Origin of the sequence: Legionella hackeliae (assembly GCF_000953655.1) — a bacterium.
Taxonomy (GTDB): domain Bacteria; phylum Pseudomonadota; class Gammaproteobacteria; order Legionellales; family Legionellaceae; genus Tatlockia; species Tatlockia hackeliae.
In genome coordinates this window covers 1876841-1898998 of record NZ_LN681225.1, presented here as the reverse complement: position 1 = coordinate 1898998, position 22158 = coordinate 1876841, and the positions used below count along the sequence as shown (strand labels likewise).

The following is a 22158-nucleotide window of genomic DNA, read 5'->3' as shown; positions in this document are numbered from 1 at the left end:
GTAGGTATATCAAGCACCTTTTTTTTGGTGTACGATGACGACTCGTTTTACAAAGGAGAAGGATGTAGTATGTACAACGTTATGATTACGGGCGCTGGGAAAATTGGAAGTTTAATCGCTTGTCTGTTAGCTGAAAGCGGTGATTATCAAATCCATTTAGCCGATTTGGAGTTTTCAGGTACGGATGTTAGCCGCTTATTGCAGGCCATTCCCGAAATTAAAACAGTCGCTCTGGATGTAAAGGATCAAGAAGCAACTCAAAATTACTTGATAAAAAATAACATCATTGCAGTTATTTCAAGTCTACCTTATTTTCTAAATACCTATGTAGCAAAAGCAGCAAGGGCTGCGAAAGCGCATTATTTCGATCTCACTGAAGATACGGCTGTGACTGAGGCAGTCAAAGTTATTGCCCAGGACGCACAAACAGCATTTGTGCCTCAATGTGGTTTGGCACCAGGATTTATTAGTATAGCGGCAAATAGCTTAATGAAAGAATTTGAGCAATGCCATCATGCTAAATTACGCGTAGGTGCTTTACCCCAACGCGCCAGTAATGCGCTACACTATTCATTAACATGGTCTACAGATGGGGTTATCAATGAGTACGGTAATCCTTGCTACGGAATTGAATCAAGTAAGCCCATCGTTTTAAAACCTTTAGAAGGTCTTGAGTCTATTCAAATTGATGGTTGCGAATATGAAGCATTCAACACTTCTGGCGGTTTAGGAAGCCTTGCTGAGCTTTATGAGGGTAAAATTCAAAGTTTGAATTATAAAACAATGCGCTATCCTGGCCATTGCGAAAAAATGCGCTTACTTATGAACGATTTAAAGCTAAACGAAGATCGCGACACACTAAAGCGAATTTTAGAGCGCGCTATTCCTAAAACTTATCAAGATATAGTCATCGTCTATGTGACAGTTGAAGGCATAAAACAGGGCGAGCTTACTGAAAAGAGCTATGTGAAAAAAGTTTACCCCGAAGAAATTCGTGGCTTGGAGTGGTCAGCTATTCAGGTAAGTACAGCCTCTGGGGTCTGTGCAGTTGTGGATTTGGTTTTAGGTCAAGCTAATGAATATCATGGTTTAGTGTTACAAGAGAATTTCCGCTTGGCAGATGTATTAGCTAACCGTTTTGGTAAGCATTACGCTTAGGAGGATACATGGATTTATTAAAACGTCTTAATATTGCTGAAATTAACCCTGGTGCTTTTAGTGGTCAGGGATGGCAAAGTGAAATTGGCTCAGGCCGATTACCCTCATTTAATCCAGCAACGGGGCATATGCTTGCTGAAGTAGCAACTTGCTCAATGAAAGATTATGAAAAGGTCATGGAGCGTGCTCAAAAAGCCGCAATCGCATGGCGTGAAATTCCTGCACCAAAGCGTGGGGAAATTATCCGTCAAATAGGCCAGGTATTACGCGAACATAAAGATGCATTAGGTAGCCTTGTTTCTTTGGAAATGGGCAAGTCAAAGCAGGAGGGTGATGGCGAAGTGCAAGAGATGATTGACATCGCTGATTTTGCAGTGGGTCAATCTAGAATGCTTTATGGCAAGACCATGCATTCAGAGCGTCCTGAGCATCGCATGTACGAACAATGGCATCCGTACGGTATTGTTGGAGTAATCTCTGCATTTAACTTTCCTGTTGCAGTGTGGTCTTGGAATGCATTTATTGCTGCGATTTGTGGGAATATTACGTTGTGGAAACCTTCTGCAAAAACACCTCTTTGTGCTATTGCTGTTCATCATATCTGCAATAAAGTGTTGCAAAAAAACAATTGCCCTGAAATTTTTGGTTTAATTATTCCAGAATCTCATGATGTGGTTGAAGCAATGGTTAACGATACTCGCATACCGCTTGTTTCATTTACTGGTTCAACTGCAGTAGGGAAACAAGTTGCAGCGAATGTCGCAAAACGACTGGGCAAAACTATTTTAGAGTTAGGCGGCAACAATGCCATTATTCTTGATGAGTCAGCGGATTTAAATCTGGCAATTCCAGCGATTGTTTTTGGTGCTGTAGGGACAGCAGGGCAGCGTTGTACTTCCACTCGTCGCCTATTTGTTCATAAATCGATGTATAGCGAAGTCGTTAAACGTCTACAGCATGCTTATGAGCAAGTCACAATTGGTGACCCCCTTGATAGCAAAAATTTGATGGGTCCTTTAATTGACGATCAGGCCGTTAAACAATTTAAGCAAGCGATTACTCGAATTACTGCTGCAGGTGGTCAAATCGCTTTTGGCGGTGAAGCGCTTAATATCCATGGCTCTTTTGTGCAACCTACCTTAGTAACGGATGTTGAAAACCATTGGGATATTGTCCAAGAAGAAACCTTTGCGCCTATTCTTTATGTTATGCCGTACAGTAACATAAAAGAGGCAATCGCATTGCAAAATGCTGTTCCCCAAGGATTATCATCCGCGATGTTCACGCAAAATCTAAAGCATGCAGAACTCTATTTGAGTGCTTTAGGTAGTGATTGCGGGATAGCCAACATTAATATAGGAACTTCAGGTGCCGAAATTGGTGGGGCCTTTGGTGGTGAGAAAGAAACTGGTGGTGGCAGAGAGTCTGGTTCTGATTCCTGGAAAGCCTATATGCGTCGCCAGACAAATACCATTAACTGGGGGGATACATTGCCCTTAGCACAAGGTATTCGCTTTAATATTTAAATCAATGTTGCGTAGCAGTAAGATGTGTACTGTAGCGCAACGACAATTTGTTAAAAACCTTGATGCGGTTAGATTTAATCAAGGTACTACTGCGCCATGAAGGTGCTTCACTTTATAGAGGACAGGATCATGCAGGAACCTTTTTTCATTAAGAAAGTCGCGGTTCTCGGTGCCGGCGTTATGGGTGCACAAATTGCAGCCCACTGTGTGAATGCAGGAATTGAAACCTTATTATTTGATTTAGCTGCAAAGGAAGGTAATGGCAATGCTTTAATTGATAAGGCGATTGCTAATTTAGGAAAATTGAAACCTACTCCGTTAGCTATCCCTCAAACAGCAACATTACTGCAAGCCCGAAATTATCAAGACAATTTAAATGACTTAAGCTCTTGTGATTTGATTATCGAAGCAATTGCTGAGCGTTTGGATTGGAAAGAAGATTTATATCGCAAGATTGGACCCCATATAAGCAAGCATGCAATATTGGTAAGTAATACCTCAGGTTTAAGCATTAATACACTTTGTGATGTATTGCCTGCGGCACTTCGCGAGCGTTTCTGTGGAGTTCACTTCTTTAATCCGCCACGTTATATGCATCTTGCTGAGTTAATCCCGGCAAAAACAACGAATGCTAAATTGTTAGACCAACTTGAAACCTGGCTAACAAGTCGTCTAGGTAAAGGCGTTGTACGCGCAAAAGATACTCCTAATTTTATTGCAAATCGCATTGGTGTTTTCTCTTTGCTTGCGACATTGCATCATGCTGAAGCAATGAATCTTGGTTTAGATGAAGTGGATGCTTTAACTGGTGCGCTCTTGGGGCGGCCAAAATCTGCAACATTCAGAACAATGGACGTAGTGGGGCTGGATACTATGGCTCATGTGGTAAACACCATGAATGAGCAGTTGTCTGACGATCCCTGGCATGCTCACTTTAAACTACCCGACTGGTTAATGGCTTTAATCAAAGAAGGTCATCTAGGCCAGAAAACCGGACAGGGAATTTATCGTAAAAATGGAAAAGTGATTGAAGTGTTTGATCTTGGTTCGCGCGATTACCGCCCTGCTAAAGGTGAGGTTAGTGATAAACTAAAAGCAATCATGAAAACTCCGGATGCATCACAACGTATGCAACATTTAATTGCATCCGATGATAAACAGGCTAAATTTATAACGGCTTGCTATCGAGATTTATTCCACTATTGTGCTTATCATTTAGAAGAAATTGCTCATAGTGTTCGTGATGTCGATTTGGCTATCCGTTGGGGATTTGGTTGGCAACAAGGACCTTTCGAAACATGGCAAACTGCGGGTTTAGCGGTAATGATGGAAATCATCGAAAAAGCCAAAGCTGCAAATGAAACACTAAGCCAGGCTAAGTTGCCAGAGTGGCTTAAGAAAATTGCCGAATTTTACAAAGAGGACGGTGCTTATTCCCCTCAACAGGGTAACTATGTGCCACGTAGCCAACTTCCAGTCTATCAGCGTCAATTTTTCCCTGATCGAGTTTTAAAGGAAAAAAGCTTATATGCGCCGACTTTATTTGAAAATGATGGTGTGCATTTATGGCTACTTAAAGACGATGTGGCTGTACTTAATTTTAAAAGCAAGGCTAATACAATTGGCCAGGCTGTTCTCGATGGTATGGAGCAAGCACTCGATAAAGCAGAACAAGAGTGCCAAGGTCTTATCATTTACCAGGCAGATGCAAGTAATTTTAGCTCCGGAGCAGATTTAAGAGGTGTTGCTTCACTTATTCAAGCGAATAAGATGGATGCGTTGGAAGCGATGATAAGTCAATTCCAGCATGTAGCTATGCGCTTAAAATACTCACTGATTCCTACAATCGCAGCATTACGCGGTCGCGCTTTGGGTGGCGGCTGTGAACTAATGATGCATTGTGGTGCTGTCGTTGCAGCTTTTGAATCTTATCCAGGACTTGTTGAAGCCGGGGTAGGTCTTATTCCTGCAGGTGGTGGTTGTAAAGAAATGGCAATGCGAGCAGCCTGCAAAGCTCAAGAGGCAGATTTACTCGTATTTTTACAACCTTATTTTCAACAAATTGCGACCGCTTTCGTTGCTGGCAGTGCTACTGAAGCTCGACAAAAAGGTTATCTGCGTAATAAGGATCGATGGGTTATGCACTCTAACGAAGTCCTTTATGCAGCGCTCGCACAAGTGAAAGTAATGCAGGCTATGAATTATCAATCACCACTTAAAACTCGCTTTAAAGTAGCTGGGCGAGAAGGGCATGCGCGATTACAAGCAGGTCTTGTTAATTGGCTTGAAGGTGGATTTATTTCTCAACATGATTATTTCCTGGCTAATCAACTAGCTCATGTATTATGTGGAGGAGATGTCAATCAAGGAGAAATGGTTGATGAAGCCTGGTTATTGAACTTAGAGAAAAAAGCATTTATGACTTTGGCCGCAAACTCTCTAACACAAGCTCGCATAAGCCATTTATTAGAAACTGGCAAGCCGTTGCGCAATTAAGGAGGCTTCACAATGACAAATGTATATATAGTTGATGTATTGCGTACTCCCGTTGGAAAAGCACCAAGAGGTGTTTTTAAACATACGATGCCAGATGACTTATTGGCGCACACGATTCGAACATTAAAAAATCGTAATCAGTCCGTGGATTGGCAAGCGATTGGTGATGTTGTTATCGGTTGTGCGATGCCAGAAGCTGAGCAAGGGATGAATGTCGCTAGAATCGCTTCCTTATTAGCAGATATGCCTCAGAGTGTACCTGCAATGACCATTAACCGCTTTTGCTCTTCTGGGGTTCAAAGTATTGTTACCGCGGCATCTTCAATTAGCAATGGCGATATTTCTCTTGCTTTAGCAGGAGGGGTTGAAAGCATGTCGATGGTTCCCTTAGGTGGCAATAAATATACTGCAAATCCTGCCATCTTTAACAATGAGGATGTGGCTATAGCTTATGGGATGGGTATAACTGCAGAAAATGTGGCCAAGCAATGGAACGTCACGCGCGAACAACAGGATGAATTCGCAGCGGAAAGTCATCGTCGAGCAGTAGCAGCCCAACAGCGAGGTGATTTTAAAGATGAAATAACACCTATGGAAATTACTGTTCGTCATGCAGATTTATCGACTTCGGAAGTCATATCCAAGAAAAAATTAATTAGTGACGATGAGGGTCCTCGCGCAGATACCTCCTATGAGGTTATTTCTCGTTTGAAGCCAGTATTCGCAGTAAAAGGAACAGTGACTGCGGGTAACAGCTCACAAACAAGCGATGGAGCAGGTATTGCGTTATTGGCTAATGAAGAAGCACTGAAGAAATATGATCTACAACCTATAGGCCGTTTACGTGGTTATGCTGTAGCCGGCGTTGCTCCTGAAGTAATGGGAATAGGGCCAATTAGTGCAGTGCCTCTAGCTCTAAAAAGGGCGGGGTTAACTTTGGATCAAATGGATTGGATTGAGCTTAATGAAGCGTTTGCTGCTCAAGCCTTGGCTGTCATGAAAACTCTAGAACTGCCACGCGATAAGGTTAATCCTCTGGGTGGTGCTATTGCATTAGGTCATCCATTAGGAGCTACCGGAACTATTCGTACTGCTACCTTGCTACATGGCCTACGCCGTACAAAAGGAAAATATGGTATGGTGACAATGTGTATTGGAACCGGTATGGGTGCTGCCGCTATATTTGAAGCCATTTAATCTATACTTATCTTGGACGACATCTGGGAGTGACCAGATGTCGTTAAATCTTTATGGTCTGTCATTGATAAGGAAGCAGTCATGGATGCAATGCTGCTAGAAAAAACTGGCACACTTCTAAAGTCAACCAAAGTAAATCGCCCTAAACCTGGGGCAGAAGAAGTTCTTATTAAAGTTAAAGCTTGTGGCATTTGTCGTACTGATCTTCATGTCGTCGATGGAGAACTACGCCATCCCCAACTTCCTATTATTCCTGGCCACCAAATTGTTGGTGTGATCGAGGAACTAGGCAGCAAAGTGAAACAATTTACTATAGGTCAGCGTGTGGGTGTTCCTTGGCTTGGCAATAGCTGCGGACAGTGTGAGTTTTGTACAACTGGACGGGAAAATTTATGCGATCAAGCGCAATTCACTGGTTATCAAATTAATGGTGGATTTGCGGAATATTGCGTTGCTAATGGTCATTTTTGTTTCCCGATCCCGGAGGGGTATTCCGATCATCAGGCAGCACCATTATTTTGTGCAGGTCTAATCGGTTATCGCGCTTTATTAAAGACAGGTACAGCAAACCATCTAGGAATATATGGCTTTGGAGCTGCGGCCCACATTTTAATTCAGGTTGCACGTTATCAAGGACGTAAAGTGTATGCATTTACAAGTCCCGGTGATAAAGAAGCTCGAGCTTTTGCCTATGAATTGGGTGCGACCTGGGCAGGGAGCTCAAATGAAAGAGCCCCTCATTTACTCGATGCCGCTATTATCTTTGCACCTATAGGTAATTTAATTCCTGTTGCTTTACGCGCGATTACAAAAGGAGGCATAGTTGTTTGTGCTGGTATTCATATGAGTGATATTCCAAGTTTCCCATATGAGATTCTTTGGGGGGAGAGAACATTATGCTCAGTGGCCAATTTAACCAGAAAAGATGGAGAGGAATTTCTTGCCTTAGCCCCCAAAATACCTGTTAAAACTGAGGTGCACACCTATCCTCTGGCGCAAACGAATCAGGCATTGGATGATTTACGTCATGGGCGATTTACTGGCGCGGCTGTGGTTGTCATGAATAATAATCAAGAGAGTGTTTAGGTAGATAGTCCGCGAAGATGAGCAACCACACAGGCTCCTAAATGATTTAAATAATATCCACCCTCCAGAGCAGATAATAATCGCCCCTTACAATGAGTATCAGCAATTGTCTTAATTTTTTGAGTAATCCATAAATAATCCTCTGTATTTAATAATAAGTTAGCCATGTCATCTTTATAATAAGCATCAAATCCAGCTGAAAAAAATATCATCTCTGGAGCAAATTGATTAATTTGCGGTAGCCAAAATTGCTCTACTTTTTTGCGAAACAAGTCACCATTGGCACCTGCAGGAAGAGGGACGTTAAGAATATGCTTACTTTGAGTTGTCGCACCACTAAATGGATAAAACGGATGCTGAAAGGTTGAACAATAAAGTACACGCTCATCCTTTCTAAATATATCCTCAGTACCATTGCCGTGGTGAACATCAAAATCAATAATTGCAATGCGCTTAAGATTAAACTGTTTTAAAGCATAGGCCACACCAACAGCGACATTATTAAATATGCAAAATCCCATCGCTTTATTGTGCTCAGCATGATGTCCAGGTGGGCGAATGTTGCAAAAAACCGCGTCTACGTCTTTATTCATTAGTAATTTAACGCCATAAACAACTGCTCCAGCAGCTCGTAATGCAGCTGTTAGGGAGTGTGGGTTTAACCAAACATCTGGGTCTACAGCGACCATTCCCTCAGAAGGAGAGATATTGAAAATGTAATCTATATAATCTTTATCATGTGCATTAAGCAGCTGTTCATACTCTACAAGAGGCGCTTGATAGTAAACGAGTTGATTGACTAAATCTGAGTGGGATACAGCATGCTCAATGACCTCGAGCCTTTGGGGTTGCTCCGGATGATACGCGCCCATAGTATGGAGCAGACAGTCATGGTGAGAGATAAATCCTATGGTCATTCTTATTCCTTTCTATTTTCTTCTATTTTAATTGTAGTTCTGAGACAAAAAACTGTTATTATTCACCGGCATTTTAAGAAGCACACAATTAGGATGGAGTGTTCAAATGTTTAGAAAAAGTTTATTTGTTATTGCAGCTCTTATTTCTTTAAGTACAACTAATTATGCGGCAGAAATTTGCAATCCGCTTAATCTTTTAATTAGTAAAACTCTTGAACCAACTCCGATTATTGATGATCTTCGTTATTTAACTGATCAAATTGGTGGCCGTCCTACTGGCTCCGTAGCAATGAATGAGGCTATGCAATGGAGTTTAAAGCGTTTTCAAGAAGCAGGATTTAATAATGCTCATCTTGAAAAGTATACTGCTCCAAAAAATTGGTTGGCAAATATAGAGACGGGTGAAATTACTGCGCCTCAAACCAATAAAACCTCGACTCATAATAAGTTACGCCTTGCTGCCATGCCATTTACGTTATCAACACCTCCAGAGGGTTTGGTGGCTCCAGTTTATGCAATAAGCAGTACTGATACTAAAGAAATTAAAGCGCATGCTAATGAAATCAAAGGCCATTGGTTGCTTGTACAAACATCTCCCATGCTCACTTTGGATGATATGTTTAAAGAATACCTTGATACATTGCCACTTTTTGCTGCCGCTAAAAAAGCGGGTGCGGTGGGCATTTTATGGCAATCAAACCGTTCTGGACGATTACTTTACCGACATAATGCCTCGCTTGATGGAAATTTAGCACCACTTCCTGCGGCGCTTATCGAGCGAGAGGGCGGAAAACGAATTGTTCAGTTAATTAACTCAGGTGAGGTGGTTACTTTTAAAGCTAAATTAGACAATGTGGTACAAGATAAACCGCAAAATTACAATGTTGTTGCAGAAATTAAAGGAAGTGAGAAACCTGAAGACGTGATTATTATTGGTGCTCATCTTGATAGCTGGGATCTTGGCCAGGGGGCTTTGGATAATGGCTGTAATGCAGTAATGATTATTGATATTGCAAGACAGATGAAAATACTTGAGCAAAAGGGAATAAAACCTAAAAGAACAATTCGTTTTATGCTCTATAGTGGGGAGGAACTAGGATTGTATGGTTCATGGTTTGACGTCAAAAATCATGCAAAACAGTTGGATGCAATCAAAGCGGTTGTCATTTATGACATTGGCACAGGAAGAACGACAGGATTTTCTCTAGGGGGACGTTCTGACATGGTCAATATTGTTAATCACGCATTAAAACCGATTGCAAACTTAGGCCCGTTTACTCAGACTACAGATGCCTTTATTGGCACGGATAATTTTGATTATCTTTTGCAAGGTATTCCAACCATCGTGGCTAATCAAGATGTGGTATCTTATTTGCCTTATTACCATGCCGAATCAGATACTTTTGATAAAGTTGACTCACGAGAATTAAAATTAAATGCAGTGATTGCCTCAGTACTTACCTGGAATTTGGCAAACACGGATGAAGCTTTTCCTGCAAGGCAAACCTTTGCTGAAGTCAGTCAACTTTTAGAGTCGACAGGTGTCAAAAAGCAAATGGAAATTTATGGAATTTGGGATAGTTTTATTAAAAGGGAGCGTAATTAGGCATTATGGATAAATAACTGGCTATCACATTTGCTTTGTTGCTTAGATCTTCTACGCTTTAAAATATGAGATCAATTTGGGAGTCGGTATGCGAAGTAAGCTTTTTATCGCAGCCTGCCTTTTTGCTAATTCAGTTTTCGCTGATGTGATAGTTGGTTTTTCTGCATATGAGAATGGTGATTACACCACTGCTTTTCCCCATTTAGTACAAGCTGCCAACGAGGGTAATGAGGAAGCTATGTATTTATTGGGGCGAATGTATCAATATGGCTTTGGTGTTATTAAAGATGATACGAAGGCTAAGGAATGGTATGAGAAATCCGCAGAAAAAAATAATGCGCTGGCTCAATTAAGTTTGGGGTTTCTCTATGACAATGGTAAAGGTGTAAGACAGGACTTTAAGCAAGCATTTTCCTGGTACATGAAAGCGGCCGAACAAGGAAATCCAATTGCTCAACGGAATGTGGGTTTAATGTATGCAGTAGGCGATGGTGTTGAAGCTAATGAAACAAAGGCATTTGATTGGTTTAAAAAATCAGCTGAACAAGGTTATGCTCGAGCCCAGGTTAATTTAGGTTATCAGTACATGATGGGACAAGGAGCTCCGAAAGATGTAGAAAAAGCCTTATTTTGGTATCAAAAAGCCGCTGAACAAGGAGATCCCAAAGGGCAGTATAGTCTTGGCCTTTTATACACAGGTAAATATGGGATAGCCCAAGATCAACAAGCTGCTGCCTATTGGTTTGCCAGTGCTGCCAATCAAGGGCATAAAAATGCTCAAGCTTATTTAGCCTATCAATACTTGAAAGGATTGGGTGTCAATCAGAATTCTGAAAAAGCAGCTTATTGGTTTCATGCTTCTGCAGAACAGGGTAATGCGCAAGCCCAGGCTGAATTAGGTCAATTATTACTAAGTGGTATGGGTATTGATAAAGATTACCAGCAAGCTGCTTACTGGTTTAGTAAGGCTGCCAATCAGGGTAATGCTATGGCTCAAGGTAAGTTAGGCTATTTATACCTGGCTGGACTGGGAGTTAATAAAGATCTTAGTAAAGCTTATGCCTGGTTAAAACTTGCCGCTGCCAACAAAAATGAGCAAGCGGCAAAAGAACTTTCACGTTTAGAGCCTGCACTATCTCAGCAAGAGAAGCTAATGGGCGATCAACTATTTCAGCGAATACAAAATAAAAAATAAACAATGCTGAATTACAACGTGTCAAATCCTGGATAATTTTTCCAAGCTAAATCTTCACGCGTATAATCAGTAACATTAGCGAGTGGGGGACCATTTTTTAACCAGCTTTCAAATTTCTCTAGCTGTTTTTGATTGCCGCAGGCAATAATCTCGACACGTCCGTCTGCTAAATTCCGTGCCCAGCCATTGATGCCTAATTTATCCGCCTGTTCTTTTGCAGAGGCTCGAAACCATACGCCTTGAACCTTCCCAGACACATAACAGTGCATGCATAATTGTGTATCCATAATTTCCTATATTCATTTTCTCAATCGAGAATCTATCTTAAGTCAAAATTCTAAATAAATACAAAGATAAAAAAATGAACCCTTTGGGAATAATGCAAACACTTAGTCTATAATTTAAAAAATCTCCAGATAGCTAAACCTATGTCAGAAATGAGTTACTCCAGTAATTTTTATTATTCTAGCAAGCGCTTAAAAACAACGTTTAGCTATAATCCAGTCGGGTATCCTGATATTAATAAATTAATTAAGGGAGAACCGTATTGGCGATTAACTCAATTTCTTGATGAACCTAAAAAGAAAACCTTATTAATTGCAGATTGGGCCTCTACAACATGGTCTCCTTCCAAAACAGCTGAAGTAACATCCAAGATAAGTGAATTATTAGAAAATGAATTTGAAATTTATATTTTGCAGGAAAATAATTTCGTTCCGTTAACAAAATATAATCTGTCCTTATTAAATAAAGTTAAAACGCATAGGATAACGCCCGGACAAGTTTTAGACAGGGCAATTGAGCAGAAAATCGGACAGGAGCAGACAGTTTATATTTTGGATGATTATCAAATAGACTGTTTACTAGACTCGAAAACTTTAGATAAACCTCGCCAACTTTCTAGCAAACAACTGGCTACTCTAAATGGGCATTTTCAGGAGGCAATACCATTACTATTTGAGGCTACTCCACCAATAGGACATTTTGAACATAATGAATATTCTCAGGCTGGAGTCCAGGCATTTCTTGAATTTCAAAAAAAATTTCCAGATGTAACAAGAAGTACTCATTACACCTCAGTTCAATTCATTAAAGAACAAGCCAGTGAGCTTGTAGAGGACGGCTATCTTGATTCTTATGGTTTAGTCTTTAAAAAATCTCAGCTCAAAAATATAGAAACTTTAAAGTTTAATAATAGTACTATCACTTCCGATGAATTGAATGAAATTCTCAGGAACACAAAATCTCTGAAATCCTTAGTACTTTTTGCTTGTCGCAACCTTGTGAATGGTTCACCTAAAATTCAGAGTTTTTCGGAGTTACAAGAGTTAGTACTACATCGATGTTCTATAACAACAGAGAATTTAGCAGCGTTGGTTAGCAATACACCAAAATTGCAAAGTTTAATTTTAAATTGTACTGGACTTAATGACACACCAGAAATTAATGTTGATTTCTCTAATCTAGAGAAAATAAGTTGTTCGGGAACAAATCTTAACTGTTTCTCATTAGATGAGTTATTTTCATCAAAGCAACTTAAGTCTATAAGTTTTTCTGCATGCAAACTTCCAACAGGTAACATTAAACACAGTGAGTTTAACTCCTTAATCGAACTTACTATTTCTAGAAATAACTTAAGCTCTAACAATATTCTGAAAATATTAGCAGGTGCCCCAAACTTGCAAGTTATGAGATTAGATAATCATACCAAATTTTCTGAACAGCTACTGGCACAATTACCGACCTATTATTTTCTGAAAGAGCTACATTTAAGTGATAGTGAGATCAGTGAGCAAGAGTTTGCAACTCTGATTGAAAAAGCACCTAATCTTAAAAGTTTAAAGCTGGATTTTTGTAAAAACATTATTTCCGATTTGCCCAAGTTGCGTTACGAGTCTCTTGAATCGCTCGAAATTGGAGGTGACAATTTTTCGTTACATAATTTACAGACATTAATCACGGGTACTTCTAAACTTAAGGATATATTTTTCTTTAGAGTCAACACAGACTGGGAGATACTTGCAGCGAGTTTCTCAACGATTGAATTCGTTAATTTGCAAGAGTGTAACATTACGTGTGATGGATTAAAAAAATTAATTAATGCTGCCCCTAATTTAAGAAACATCGATTTCACTGATTGTCCCGATTTGATTATAGACGACGAATTGAATGAGTTATTAAAAGAGCGACAATTAGCTCAATATGCGCCAAGGCCTCAAAAAAACAATGAATTTAAATCCTCAACATCAATCGCTTCCTACGATTCAGAGTCTACAAAGAATGCGCCAGAAAAATTAAATTCTACGACACCTGTTGATGCAGACACGAGTTTTGATAAACCTAAAGAATACCACGTTCAACGAATTTTTTTCCCTATTGATGAGAATGTTGAGCCTCCTAATGTGATGCATGATAGGTTTTCAGTATTTAATAAGGTTAATGTTAAAGAGGCAAGTTGCGACTTAAAGCATGCCTTTACCTTATCTAAAGTTGGCGATGCTGCATTAGTTCCCGTGATACTTAAGGCCTGTACTGACGATGTTTTTACCCTCGGGAAAACATTCAAAAAAACTGAGGGAACTAATTTATATTATGGTAAACAAGAATTAGCACTCAACCACGAATGGCAAGCGTTAGCGTCTCTGGCACCTAACGAAAGATTGACCCATTATCATGTTGATCCTCCTGTCGCAGGCATAGAAATTAAATATTCCTTAAGGGACAACCAGTATTATATCCGTTCTAAAACAGCTCAAAGTATCACCATTGATTTTTTATTGGAAGTTCCTCATCGAAAAATGGAGTTACCGCAAGAAATTAAGGAAATCATTAAAAAGTATAATCATTTTGGAGATGGAGAACTTGAGGTCGGTACAGATGAGCCTAATGGTTATGACTATCTACGTTATATTCAAGAACAGGAGAAGGGGGCTTGTCGCCATCGAACGATAGCGTTTAAAGATTGGATGGAAACATATTTTCCTGAGATGCCTGTCCGGATTGTTAATAATGGATGTCATAGTTTTGTCGAAGTGCAATATAATGATGAGTGGATTCTTTGTGACTTGGGAGGTTATCCGGCTGAATTGATTCTAGAGGGAGAAAATAGGCCACAAATAATTCCAGAAAAACCTTTCGCAAAATCACTGGAAACCTGGAATAAAACTCAAGAAAATTTTATCTCCGCTGGACATTACTGCCAACACCTAATTCAGAAAGATAATTTAAAAAAACGTTTAATAGAGTTACCTAATAATCAAGATGTTAATTCGTTACAATTAATATTACAAAGCTATTGCCACCATATCTCACGTCCTGTTTATTACATAGATTCCCCCAATGATTTAATTTGCTCCTCTGCATTCATTAAAAGAAAAGATAATCAGGGATTTCTTCATCAAGGCCCTGGCGGTGATCTGTATGACTTTTTGCAAAAACATCGGAACCAGTCAGATGCACCAGTGTTACTAGTTAATTATGCGAATTTTAATGCGGATGATATTGTTCGTTTTAATGGTCTACTAGATGATATGCGCCATGCTGATGGAACACCCTTACCAGAGTCGGCACAAATCATCGGTCTTATAAATCCGAATAAACCTCAGGCTTATCAGGGGGAGGATTTTTATTCGCGTTTTGATAAAATAGATGTTTGTCCGATAAACTCTACTTCGCTTAAAGAAGCTGAACCTGTATTAGCTATTCCGGAAAAATCACAAAGTCAAAGTACCTCGTTCCCTATTAACCTCTTCCATTCAGCTGATTGGGAAGAGCGACTTTTAGGGCGTTGGGTTTTGCATAAAGACACCTTTTCTTTTGAGGAGGGCGAATTAGTTTCTGCATTTGCTTCAGGCTTGCCAATCGAGTTGCAAAATGCACCTTGGCATGACCCTCGGTTTATTAATTTTTGGCTGAGCATGCAAATTCACCGTAAAATTGAAAGCAATGGTCGTACTCTTGATGTTCCCGCGAACTTACAGTTGCTAAAAAGTGAAGGTTATGACTGGAACAGGTTAGCTAAACTCATAGACTTTAAAATGGGTTGTAAGTCCAATGCAGTTGTTCTTAACTCAACTAGCCTTAGTGATTTCTTTAACCAATATGATTGTGATAATCAAAGTAATACTCTCGATCAAATACCTGGGATTTTGGAAAATCATTCTCAAAAAGTACTTGATGTTAACCTCACATCGCTGCTTGAAGAGGATGAATGGGCTATGCTTTTAACAGCCTGTGAAAAATACAGGGTAAAATTGGTTTGTCATACTCCTCTTGGGGTTAATCTTACCACGCCTTTTGCAGAGAAGTTACCAATCAATCGAATTCCCAGCAAAATCTGGCAAGGTGAAATGACATCAACTCTGATTATTTCCAGTAGTGATCCAGATACCACTGTGTCTAAGTTGATTAAAGAGGATAAGGACTGGCAAGTAATTGATGTTTCGGAATGCAGTAGTGCTGACTTGTTGGTGGCGATGCAAGGCAAATTAAACCCCAAGCTCATGAAATTTGAGTTTAATCGAAGTGAGAAAGCACTATTAACCGCATTGGCTTCAGAGCAAAAAGTCATTTTAAAAGGTAGTTTTTCTAAAGAACTTAGCGATTCCTTGGCGTCCCTTTTGCTGAAGCGTCAAACTGACAACGATGCCAAAGGGCAATTAATTCTTGTTAGCGACAATACTGATTCTTTCAGTTATGTTTCTCCTGTAAAACATGAAGTGACCCCAGATGAAAAATACGAGTGTTTACTTAAGTTATTTGCGAAGCAAGATCTCGATTGTTTAACTCAAGAGCGCTTAAGGAAGGAGTCGCTTAGTCAGCTTAAGGCTCGAGTATATTTCAATCAAAAAAATCCTGAATCATCAACCGATGATGCATGGAAGGGTATGTATAGCCTACCCATAGCTATTCGTTTTACAGACTTTGATGTGGTGCATAGTAAGAAAAAATCAGAGGAATTTATTGCTCAACGCTTGCAAGCAGTTCATCAAGTTTTTGAGTATAGCCCTTATGTTTTTTTGACAGGATTGACTGCAGTTGGCAAGTCAACGTTTGTCGAAAAATACTTGCAGGACAGTAGCAATACTCTCTATCAGGGTGAGTCGAAAATGAAAGCCTGGGCACAAGACAACTCCCCAGGCAGAAAAATTTTATTTATTGATGAAGCAAACGTTGAGAATCGTCAATGGAGTGAGTTTGAAGGACTATTTAATAATGCTCCTGGAATTTTAATTGATGGTGTTTATTATCCACTGACGAAAGATCATAAAGTTGTATTTGCCGGCAATCCCTTAAATTATGGTGGAGAGCGTCAACTCGCACCATTGTTTACACGTCATGGTAATGCTGTTCTTTTTCAACCAATGCCGCAAGAGTTTATTTATGAAGAAATAATAAGACCTATTTTTGCTAATACTAAACTCGAAAAAGAGACGTTAACCATTGCCACACCGTTACTGAATGTTTATCGATTTCTTTGCGAGCACTCTCACGAGGAAGTGCTGATTTCCCCTCGTGAAATTCAAATGATGGCGCTGCAAGTACTCTGTGCTTATGAGAAAGGGATTACTACAGAGGTAGATATACTTGCTTCCCATTATGCTTATCAATTAGGGAAAACACTTGTTCCTTTCAATTTAGAAAAAGAATTCGATAATAAGTTTAAACTGGGTACAGAGTTAAAACTTCCTCCCATCAAAACTATCGGCGCAAAAGATTATCATGTTACATCTTCTCGTTATGCTATTCATACTCAACTTGAAGAGTTGTTAGAATTACGCAGCTTGCGTCAAGCAACGATAAATCCAGTGCAAAAATATGGCGGAATTAATGGAATGATACTAGAGGGAGAGCCTGGTATTGGTAAAAGTGAAATGGTTATTTCAACTCTCGTTGCCAATGGTTACAAAGAGGCTTTTTTAAACTCAAATTTGGAAGAAAATCAGTCGGAATCGATCACTTCAGCGGGTAAAATTTTTTACCGGATGCCTGTTAGTATGCAGTATGAGGATAAAAAAAGATTGTTGTTAAAAGCGTTCCATGAAGGAGCCATTGTGATTGTTGATGAAATCAATAGTTCGCCTATGATGGAGCGTTTGCTTAATGATTTACTAATGGGCAAAACACCTGAAGGTAAACGCCCCAGCTTTCCAGGTTTTTTACTGATTGGCACTCAAAATCCAGCGACGATGGCAGGACGTCTATCTATGGGTAATGCACTTGCAAGAAGAGTGATAAGATTAGTTCTCCCACCTTATAAGCCTGAGGAAATGCAGGAAATTCTTGCGCAAAAAGGTCTTCAGCCTGACGTCGTCAGTGATATGGTTGATGCGTTTGATCATTGTTCAAGAAAGGCTAAAAAAAATCATTTAACGCCAGCGCCCACATTCAGAGATTTATTAAGAGTTGCAAAAAATTATTTAAAATCATTGTTAAAACCATCAATCGATAGGTCGGTTGCTCATGCAGCAGAAAGTAAAACAGTAAGGGAAGTCCCATTAACCGGCGTACAAACAAAATTTATGCGTTATGAAAAAGTGTGCGAATCTTTTGATACGAATATTGATAAAGCTGTGGCCTTGCTGAAGGACTATATTGGTTCATCAAGCGTTTTATACGGGACATGGAAACGACGACCTTATCATAAAGAAATTGCTAGGGTAATTAAGCAAGTTGGTATCGATAAGGAAATAAAAACGGTAACAGAGTTACTTCTAGAATTAAAGAAAATTGAGGTGGCAGAGAATGCGCCTCTTAAACATCGTATTCAATTTATGCAAGAGTATCTTGAGTCATCTTTACAACAAAAAACCAGGACACCGTTAGTAGAATCAGACGTGGAACCTATAGTAATCAAGACCATAAATTGATACATTAGTAGTCAGTCAAGTATAATACTATCCCTTTTAAGTTAAATAACCGTTATGAAATACTTTGCATTTCTTTTATTTCTAGCAAGTAATTTAATTCATGCACAGACTATTACTGTTAAATTGGGCGACAATACGAAGGTTAATATCCTTAAACAGTCAGGTCGTGGAAAAACGTTCGTCCATTTACATGAAAATGAAGTTACCGCTTTACAAGCAGCTAAGCTGTATGTGAAACGCAAGGGTGGTACCTTAATTACATTAAAACACTCTGGCAATCGTAATATTGTTTTTTTCTTACATGGCGTTCGATATGAATTTGATCCTAACCGTATTTTTACCAATAAAGGGATTACAAAAACGCTAAAGCAGTTTGGCCCCTATACGTCAGAAGCGCATCATGAAGTAAGAAAGCTCGCAAGAAAAATTATATGCTCGATTCCTCCAGGAAAAGTTATTGCAGTTCATAATAATCGCGGATATTCCATTAAAGAATATTTCCCTCGCCATGCTCTGGCAGGGGATGCAAAAGCGCTAAATTATATCCCTAAATCTAGTTACCGTAATTTTTACTTTGTAACTCAGCGTCATGATTTTAGTCGATTAAAAGGATTGCAATTTAATGTCGCCTTACAGGCAAATCATGCGACAGACGACGGCTCGTTATCGTATTACCTGGGTAACAAAGTTTATATTAACATTGAAGCGGCTTATGGAGCATTGAAAGAACAATTAGAAATGCTCAATGATGCCTAGTGGAATTTCAGAGTGTACGGAGTGCTTCATTAAGTTTGGTGTGCTTATACGTACCTCCTCGGTGAAAAGTTCATCATAAGAGGTTAGGTCGTTGATCCAAAAAATTGTTTCTGATTTTTAATAATCTTTTGACCAAGCCCAATCGCAGATCCATGAACCCGACAACATGTACTACGTGCCTCGGCTTGTCCGAGGCATCCAGGGAATGTTCAAAATTACAATCCATTTTAATAGATCTCTAAGAAAGAATTATAAGTTCCAACTTTTAAAATACGAATGCTTCTCTATAAAAAATTGTGCTTGATTCAGCTGGATGCCTCGGACAAGCCGAGGCACGTAGGAGATGCTAAAGACACGAAGGTGAATGCTAAGCTCGTAGGTGAATGCTAAGCTCGTAGGTGAATGCTAAGCTCGTAGGTGATGTTGAAAATTCCCAGCTAGGGCAGGTAGTCATTGCGAGCAATGCGAAGCAATTCATGGGTATGGTGAATCGTGCCTCATTCTAAGCATAAGGATATTCAAGGTGAATTCAAACTCTCTCTGAGTACACTGACTGTAATATTACCTTTTTTATCCTTATTACGTTTAAATAAGGTATAAACTGTTAAGTTCAATTCCTGGCCTGAAACAAACGCCACACTAAGAAAATATTGACTCTCGATGCTCACTTGCTCGCTGCGGATATTTAATTTTTGCAATAGCGGGCCGAGCTCTTTGACATCCTGAAATCCTTTATCTCCACGTGCCTCAAGTAATTCATTTATTTGAGATGGCTTTAATCCATTACCAAGACTGGCCAGAATCTCTTTAGGAGCGGTGTTGATATTAATAGGTGTTACTTCAGGAAGGACCGTGAGAAAATTCGCCAGAGCTATATAAAGCTGTGCATTAACATCTTTAATTAAACGAAACTCTGAGAGATGTTGCAGCAATTGCTGGCCTGGATAGTAGGGAGGTTTTTGATGTAAGTAGTAATTTAGAAATTCATCTTGACCGCGTCCAGGTTGATAAGGGTTAATCCAGTTGTTTATGGCTAAAACCAATTGTTCTCGTTGCGAGGAATTAAGTTTGGTAGGGAATTTGGTGAGTAATTTTAAAAAAGTGGCAGCATATTTTTTATCTGACAGATTATTCAGATTAAAGCGTGACTGTAGATCATAAAGGCCACCATTCACTATTAATTCAGGATAGATAGTTTGCAGTTTTTTAGGAAAATCCAGAATTTTTCCGGAACTATCGCTTACTGTATGATTTTTTTTCTCTTTTAGCTGACTTAATGACCAAAAAGAAACAGCCTGTGATGCTAAATAGAGTTTATCACTCAGGATACCTAGGCGCGTTCGATAAATATCCAATTGCAACCGCGTACTCATAGCTGTTGCGGCGATAGCTACCATGGTCATAATAAATAGAGCAGAGATGAGAGCGCTTCCTGCCTGGTTTAGTTTATTGTTCCACATATAAAGCCTCTGGAATGATAAAAAGTAAACTCATTTTGTCCCAGTCTTTTAATGTCAAATTGAATTGAATCGCTTTTGGTAAAGGTTCAGCTTTTTGATTTTGCTGAATAGCATTTTCTCGCCACTCAGGTAAAACTTGTAAATTATGATTTAAATAGGAGAAGCGACATGCAATGAGGTTATCTAATAAAATTCTATCTTCGTAATGATCCCGATTGGTAGAGTCTAGCGTTGGCCAAATACGGCGCAATAGTTGATTGTCATGGCATAAATAGGCAATACGTTGCAAATTGCTGCGTTTTTCTTGACTGTGAGGATTTTCAAAACCAAGTCTCGTTAATTCAAAGTACTGTGGTTGGCCAACAAAAGCTGGAAATAAATGCATTTCATTACCATAGACAGCACGAGGAATGGCTTGTGATATATCTCTCTCAATGATGAGTAGGGCAAGTTGCACCATATTAAGGCGATTGGCTTGCTGATTAACTCGTGCTCGTGTGTTGAAAGCGTAATACATCATCGATGAGGTGGCCGTTGCTAAAATTGCAAACACTGTGAGGGCGATTAAAATTTCGATTAATGTAAAACCTGCTTTTTTATTCATTATGGTACCGGAAGGCTATCAATGGGTTAGTAAATGGGCCTGCCTGATTTTTACTGACGGTTATAATAATTTGTTGGACTGATTTTATTGGCGTTGGGTTCGCTTTAACACGCCAAAACCATCGCTGTCCTAGCATCGTAGTAGATTGGGTTATTTCCTGGCTGGTTGATGGGGTTAATAAACCCAATTGCACCATAGAAACGCCCTGCATCGCAATCCAATGACTAATTGTTTTTTCCTGGATGCGTTGTGTGTTTGCTACATTTTGTGCCGTAGCCTTAAGAAGAGCAGTTAAAGCGATAGCAATAACAGCTAAAGCAAGCAGAACTTCTATTAATGTAAAACCAGCATTATTCGACGACGGCAATATTTTCATGATGAGCTGGGTAATACTAAGCTGATTTGCCCATTATAGTTACCAACTAAAGTAGCTAATTTAGGTTTCTGTGAGGTGCCAAAATTTAAGATAAAAGGGGTCATGTCACCTGAAGCATTGACAACAATGTCCGGATTTTTATTGCTTATTTTTGCTCCTGTTTTTTGTAAATTAACAACAAAATTACTTGGGAAATACTGGGTGTGAAAAACAGTTTTTTCCGGCATGGGTTTCCAGGTACCTTGTTCAAAACGGAATGTTTGGTAGCGATCTTGAGTAATAGTAATACCTAGAGGTTTCATCTCAACAATAGCTCGGTGTTGCAGAAGCTTGATATAGCTAGAAAATTGTTCTGCTGTGGTGACGACACGTCTTGAAGCACCAAAATCACCAAAAGCGAGTAATGCAAAACCAACGGTGATGCCAATAATAATCAGCACCACCAGAATTTCAATGAGGGTAAAACCCTTAGCGCGCATTCCAATTACCTATTTCTGCATTAATGCCAGTTCCACCTGGTTGGCCATCTGCACCTAGGGTAAATACATCAACTTCACCGTGTTCGCCAGGATTTAAATATAAATAATCACGTCCCCAGGGATCTTTCGGTAATGATTGCAAATATTGTTTCCAATCTCTTGGGATAGGATTCGTAGTGGGTTTTTCAACTAAAGAAACTAAGCCTTGATCAGTGCTTGGATAACTACCATTGTCTAATTTATAAAGATCAAGAGCATTCTGAATTGCTAAAACGTCTTGTTTGGCTTTCACAACACGAGCTTCATCGGGCCGGCTTATGATCTTGGGAACAACAATGGACGCAAGAATACCTAAAATAACAACGACCACCATAATTTCAATCAATGAAAAGCCACTTTGTTTACTCATTAAAAACTCCTACTAAATTAAATG

Annotated in this window: 16 protein-coding genes; 9 read left to right on the top strand and 7 right to left on the bottom strand. The window is 39.5% G+C overall.

The annotated features are described in order from the left end of the window. Positions 1-69 precede the first annotated feature (69 nt). The 5 genes from LHA_RS08490 to LHA_RS08470 all read left to right on the top strand — a co-directional run bounded on the left by LHA_RS08490 (position 70) and on the right by LHA_RS08470 (position 7463). On the top strand, positions 70-1158 hold the full coding sequence (locus tag LHA_RS08490) for a saccharopine dehydrogenase family protein (RefSeq protein ID WP_045106161.1): 1089 nt from the start codon (positions 70-72) through the stop codon (positions 1156-1158). An 8-nt stretch (positions 1159-1166) separates the two neighbouring features. Next, positions 1167-2684, top strand: coding sequence for an L-piperidine-6-carboxylate dehydrogenase (amaB, locus tag LHA_RS08485; protein WP_045106160.1), 1518 nt, complete (start codon positions 1167-1169; stop codon positions 2682-2684). A 129-nt stretch (positions 2685-2813) separates the two neighbouring features. Continuing rightward, entirely contained in the window at positions 2814-5180 is a 2367-nt protein-coding gene (locus LHA_RS08480) for a 3-hydroxyacyl-CoA dehydrogenase/enoyl-CoA hydratase family protein (protein WP_045106159.1), read from the top strand. A gap of 12 nt (positions 5181-5192) precedes the next feature. Continuing rightward, positions 5193-6377 carry an acetyl-CoA C-acyltransferase gene (locus tag LHA_RS08475; protein ID WP_045106158.1) on the top strand — a complete coding sequence of 395 codons (1185 nt, stop codon included), beginning with the start codon at positions 5193-5195 and terminating at the stop codon, positions 6375-6377. An 81-nt stretch (positions 6378-6458) separates the two neighbouring features. Next, entirely contained in the window at positions 6459-7463 is a 1005-nt protein-coding gene (locus LHA_RS08470; RefSeq protein WP_045106157.1) for a zinc-dependent alcohol dehydrogenase family protein, read from the top strand. Here LHA_RS08470 and LHA_RS08465 read toward each other — a convergent pair. Further along, a complete protein-coding gene (locus LHA_RS08465; protein ID WP_045106156.1) occupies positions 7460-8380 on the bottom strand; it encodes a histone deacetylase family protein in 921 nt (306 codons plus the stop codon). The genes LHA_RS08470 and LHA_RS08465 overlap by 4 nt on opposite strands. A gap of 106 nt (positions 8381-8486) precedes the next feature. On the opposite strand from LHA_RS08465, the gene LHA_RS08460 reads away from it, so the two are divergent. Next, the gene (locus LHA_RS08460; protein WP_052673648.1) at positions 8487-9986 is read left to right on the top strand and encodes a M28 family peptidase; all 1500 of its coding nucleotides are present in this window, start codon (positions 8487-8489) and stop codon (positions 9984-9986) included. Positions 9987-10074: 88 nt separating this feature from the next. After that, on the top strand, positions 10075-11181 hold the full coding sequence (locus LHA_RS08455; protein WP_045106155.1) for an SEL1-like repeat protein: 1107 nt from the start codon (positions 10075-10077) through the stop codon (positions 11179-11181). Positions 11182-11192: 11 nt separating this feature from the next. Here LHA_RS08455 and LHA_RS08450 read toward each other — a convergent pair whose 3' ends face one another. Next, positions 11193-11468, bottom strand: a complete 276-nt coding sequence (locus LHA_RS08450) for an acylphosphatase (RefSeq protein WP_045106154.1) — start codon at positions 11466-11468, stop codon at positions 11193-11195. A gap of 141 nt (positions 11469-11609) precedes the next feature. On the opposite strand from LHA_RS08450, the gene LHA_RS08445 reads away from it, so the two are divergent. Both LHA_RS08445 and LHA_RS08440 read left to right on the top strand, forming a co-directional pair. After that, positions 11610-18050, top strand: coding sequence for an AAA family ATPase (locus tag LHA_RS08445; protein WP_045106153.1), 6441 nt, complete (start codon positions 11610-11612; stop codon positions 18048-18050). Positions 18051-18104: 54 nt separating this feature from the next. Continuing rightward, on the top strand, positions 18105-18806 hold the full coding sequence (locus tag LHA_RS08440; RefSeq protein WP_045106152.1) for a protein-tyrosine-phosphatase: 702 nt from the start codon (positions 18105-18107) through the stop codon (positions 18804-18806). Between the two features lie 518 nt (positions 18807-19324). Here LHA_RS08440 and gspK read toward each other — a convergent pair. Genes gspK through lspG form a run of 5 tightly spaced genes read right to left on the bottom strand, consistent with a single transcriptional unit; the run spans position 19325 to position 22134 of the window. Continuing rightward, positions 19325-20266, bottom strand: a complete 942-nt coding sequence (gspK, locus tag LHA_RS08435; RefSeq protein WP_045106151.1) for a type II secretion system minor pseudopilin GspK — start codon at positions 20264-20266, stop codon at positions 19325-19327. Further along, complete coding sequence (lspJ, locus tag LHA_RS08430) at positions 20253-20870, bottom strand: GspJ family T2SS minor pseudopilin variant LspJ (RefSeq protein ID WP_045106150.1); 618 nt, start codon at positions 20868-20870, stop codon at positions 20253-20255. Before lspJ ends, gspK begins: the two co-directional genes overlap by 14 nt. After that, complete coding sequence (gene lspI, locus LHA_RS08425) at positions 20863-21246, bottom strand: GspI family T2SS minor pseudopilin variant LspI (RefSeq protein WP_045106149.1); 384 nt, start codon at positions 21244-21246, stop codon at positions 20863-20865. Before lspI ends, lspJ begins: the two co-directional genes overlap by 8 nt. Then, positions 21243-21725, bottom strand: coding sequence for a type II secretion system minor pseudopilin GspH (gspH, locus tag LHA_RS08420; protein WP_045106148.1), 483 nt, complete (start codon positions 21723-21725; stop codon positions 21243-21245). Before gspH ends, lspI begins: the two co-directional genes overlap by 4 nt. Then, entirely contained in the window at positions 21715-22134 is a 420-nt protein-coding gene (lspG, locus tag LHA_RS08415; protein WP_045106147.1) for a GspG family T2SS major pseudopilin variant LspG, read from the bottom strand. Before lspG ends, gspH begins: the two co-directional genes overlap by 11 nt. Between the last annotated feature and the right edge of the window lie 24 nt (positions 22135-22158).

Bases quoted from the DNA above. Each gene is read 5' to 3' on its own strand.
- LHA_RS08475 (WP_045106158.1), top strand. From the start codon at position 5,193: ATGACAAATGTATATATAGTTGATGTATTGCGTACTCCCGTTGGAAAA.
- lspJ (WP_045106150.1), bottom strand. From the start codon at position 20,870: ATGAATAAAAAAGCAGGTTTTACATTAATCGAAATTTTAATCGCCCTC.
- LHA_RS08440 (WP_045106152.1), top strand. From the start codon at position 18,105: ATGAAATACTTTGCATTTCTTTTATTTCTAGCAAGTAATTTAATTCAT.
- LHA_RS08470 (WP_045106157.1), top strand. From the start codon at position 6,459: ATGGATGCAATGCTGCTAGAAAAAACTGGCACACTTCTAAAGTCAACC.
- gspH (WP_045106148.1), bottom strand. From the start codon at position 21,725: ATGCGCGCTAAGGGTTTTACCCTCATTGAAATTCTGGTGGTGCTGATT.
- LHA_RS08445 (WP_045106153.1), top strand. From the start codon at position 11,610: ATGTCAGAAATGAGTTACTCCAGTAATTTTTATTATTCTAGCAAGCGC.
- LHA_RS08460 (WP_052673648.1), top strand. From the start codon at position 8,487: ATGTTTAGAAAAAGTTTATTTGTTATTGCAGCTCTTATTTCTTTAAGT.
- LHA_RS08490 (WP_045106161.1), top strand. From the start codon at position 70: ATGTACAACGTTATGATTACGGGCGCTGGGAAAATTGGAAGTTTAATC.
- lspG (WP_045106147.1), bottom strand. From the start codon at position 22,134: ATGAGTAAACAAAGTGGCTTTTCATTGATTGAAATTATGGTGGTCGTT.
- amaB (WP_045106160.1), top strand. From the start codon at position 1,167: ATGGATTTATTAAAACGTCTTAATATTGCTGAAATTAACCCTGGTGCT.
- gspK (WP_045106151.1), bottom strand. From the start codon at position 20,266: ATGTGGAACAATAAACTAAACCAGGCAGGAAGCGCTCTCATCTCTGCT.
- LHA_RS08450 (WP_045106154.1), bottom strand. From the start codon at position 11,468: ATGGATACACAATTATGCATGCACTGTTATGTGTCTGGGAAGGTTCAA.
- LHA_RS08480 (WP_045106159.1), top strand. From the start codon at position 2,814: ATGCAGGAACCTTTTTTCATTAAGAAAGTCGCGGTTCTCGGTGCCGGC.
- LHA_RS08455 (WP_045106155.1), top strand. From the start codon at position 10,075: ATGCGAAGTAAGCTTTTTATCGCAGCCTGCCTTTTTGCTAATTCAGTT.
- lspI (WP_045106149.1), bottom strand. From the start codon at position 21,246: ATGAAAATATTGCCGTCGTCGAATAATGCTGGTTTTACATTAATAGAA.
- LHA_RS08465 (WP_045106156.1), bottom strand. From the start codon at position 8,380: ATGACCATAGGATTTATCTCTCACCATGACTGTCTGCTCCATACTATG.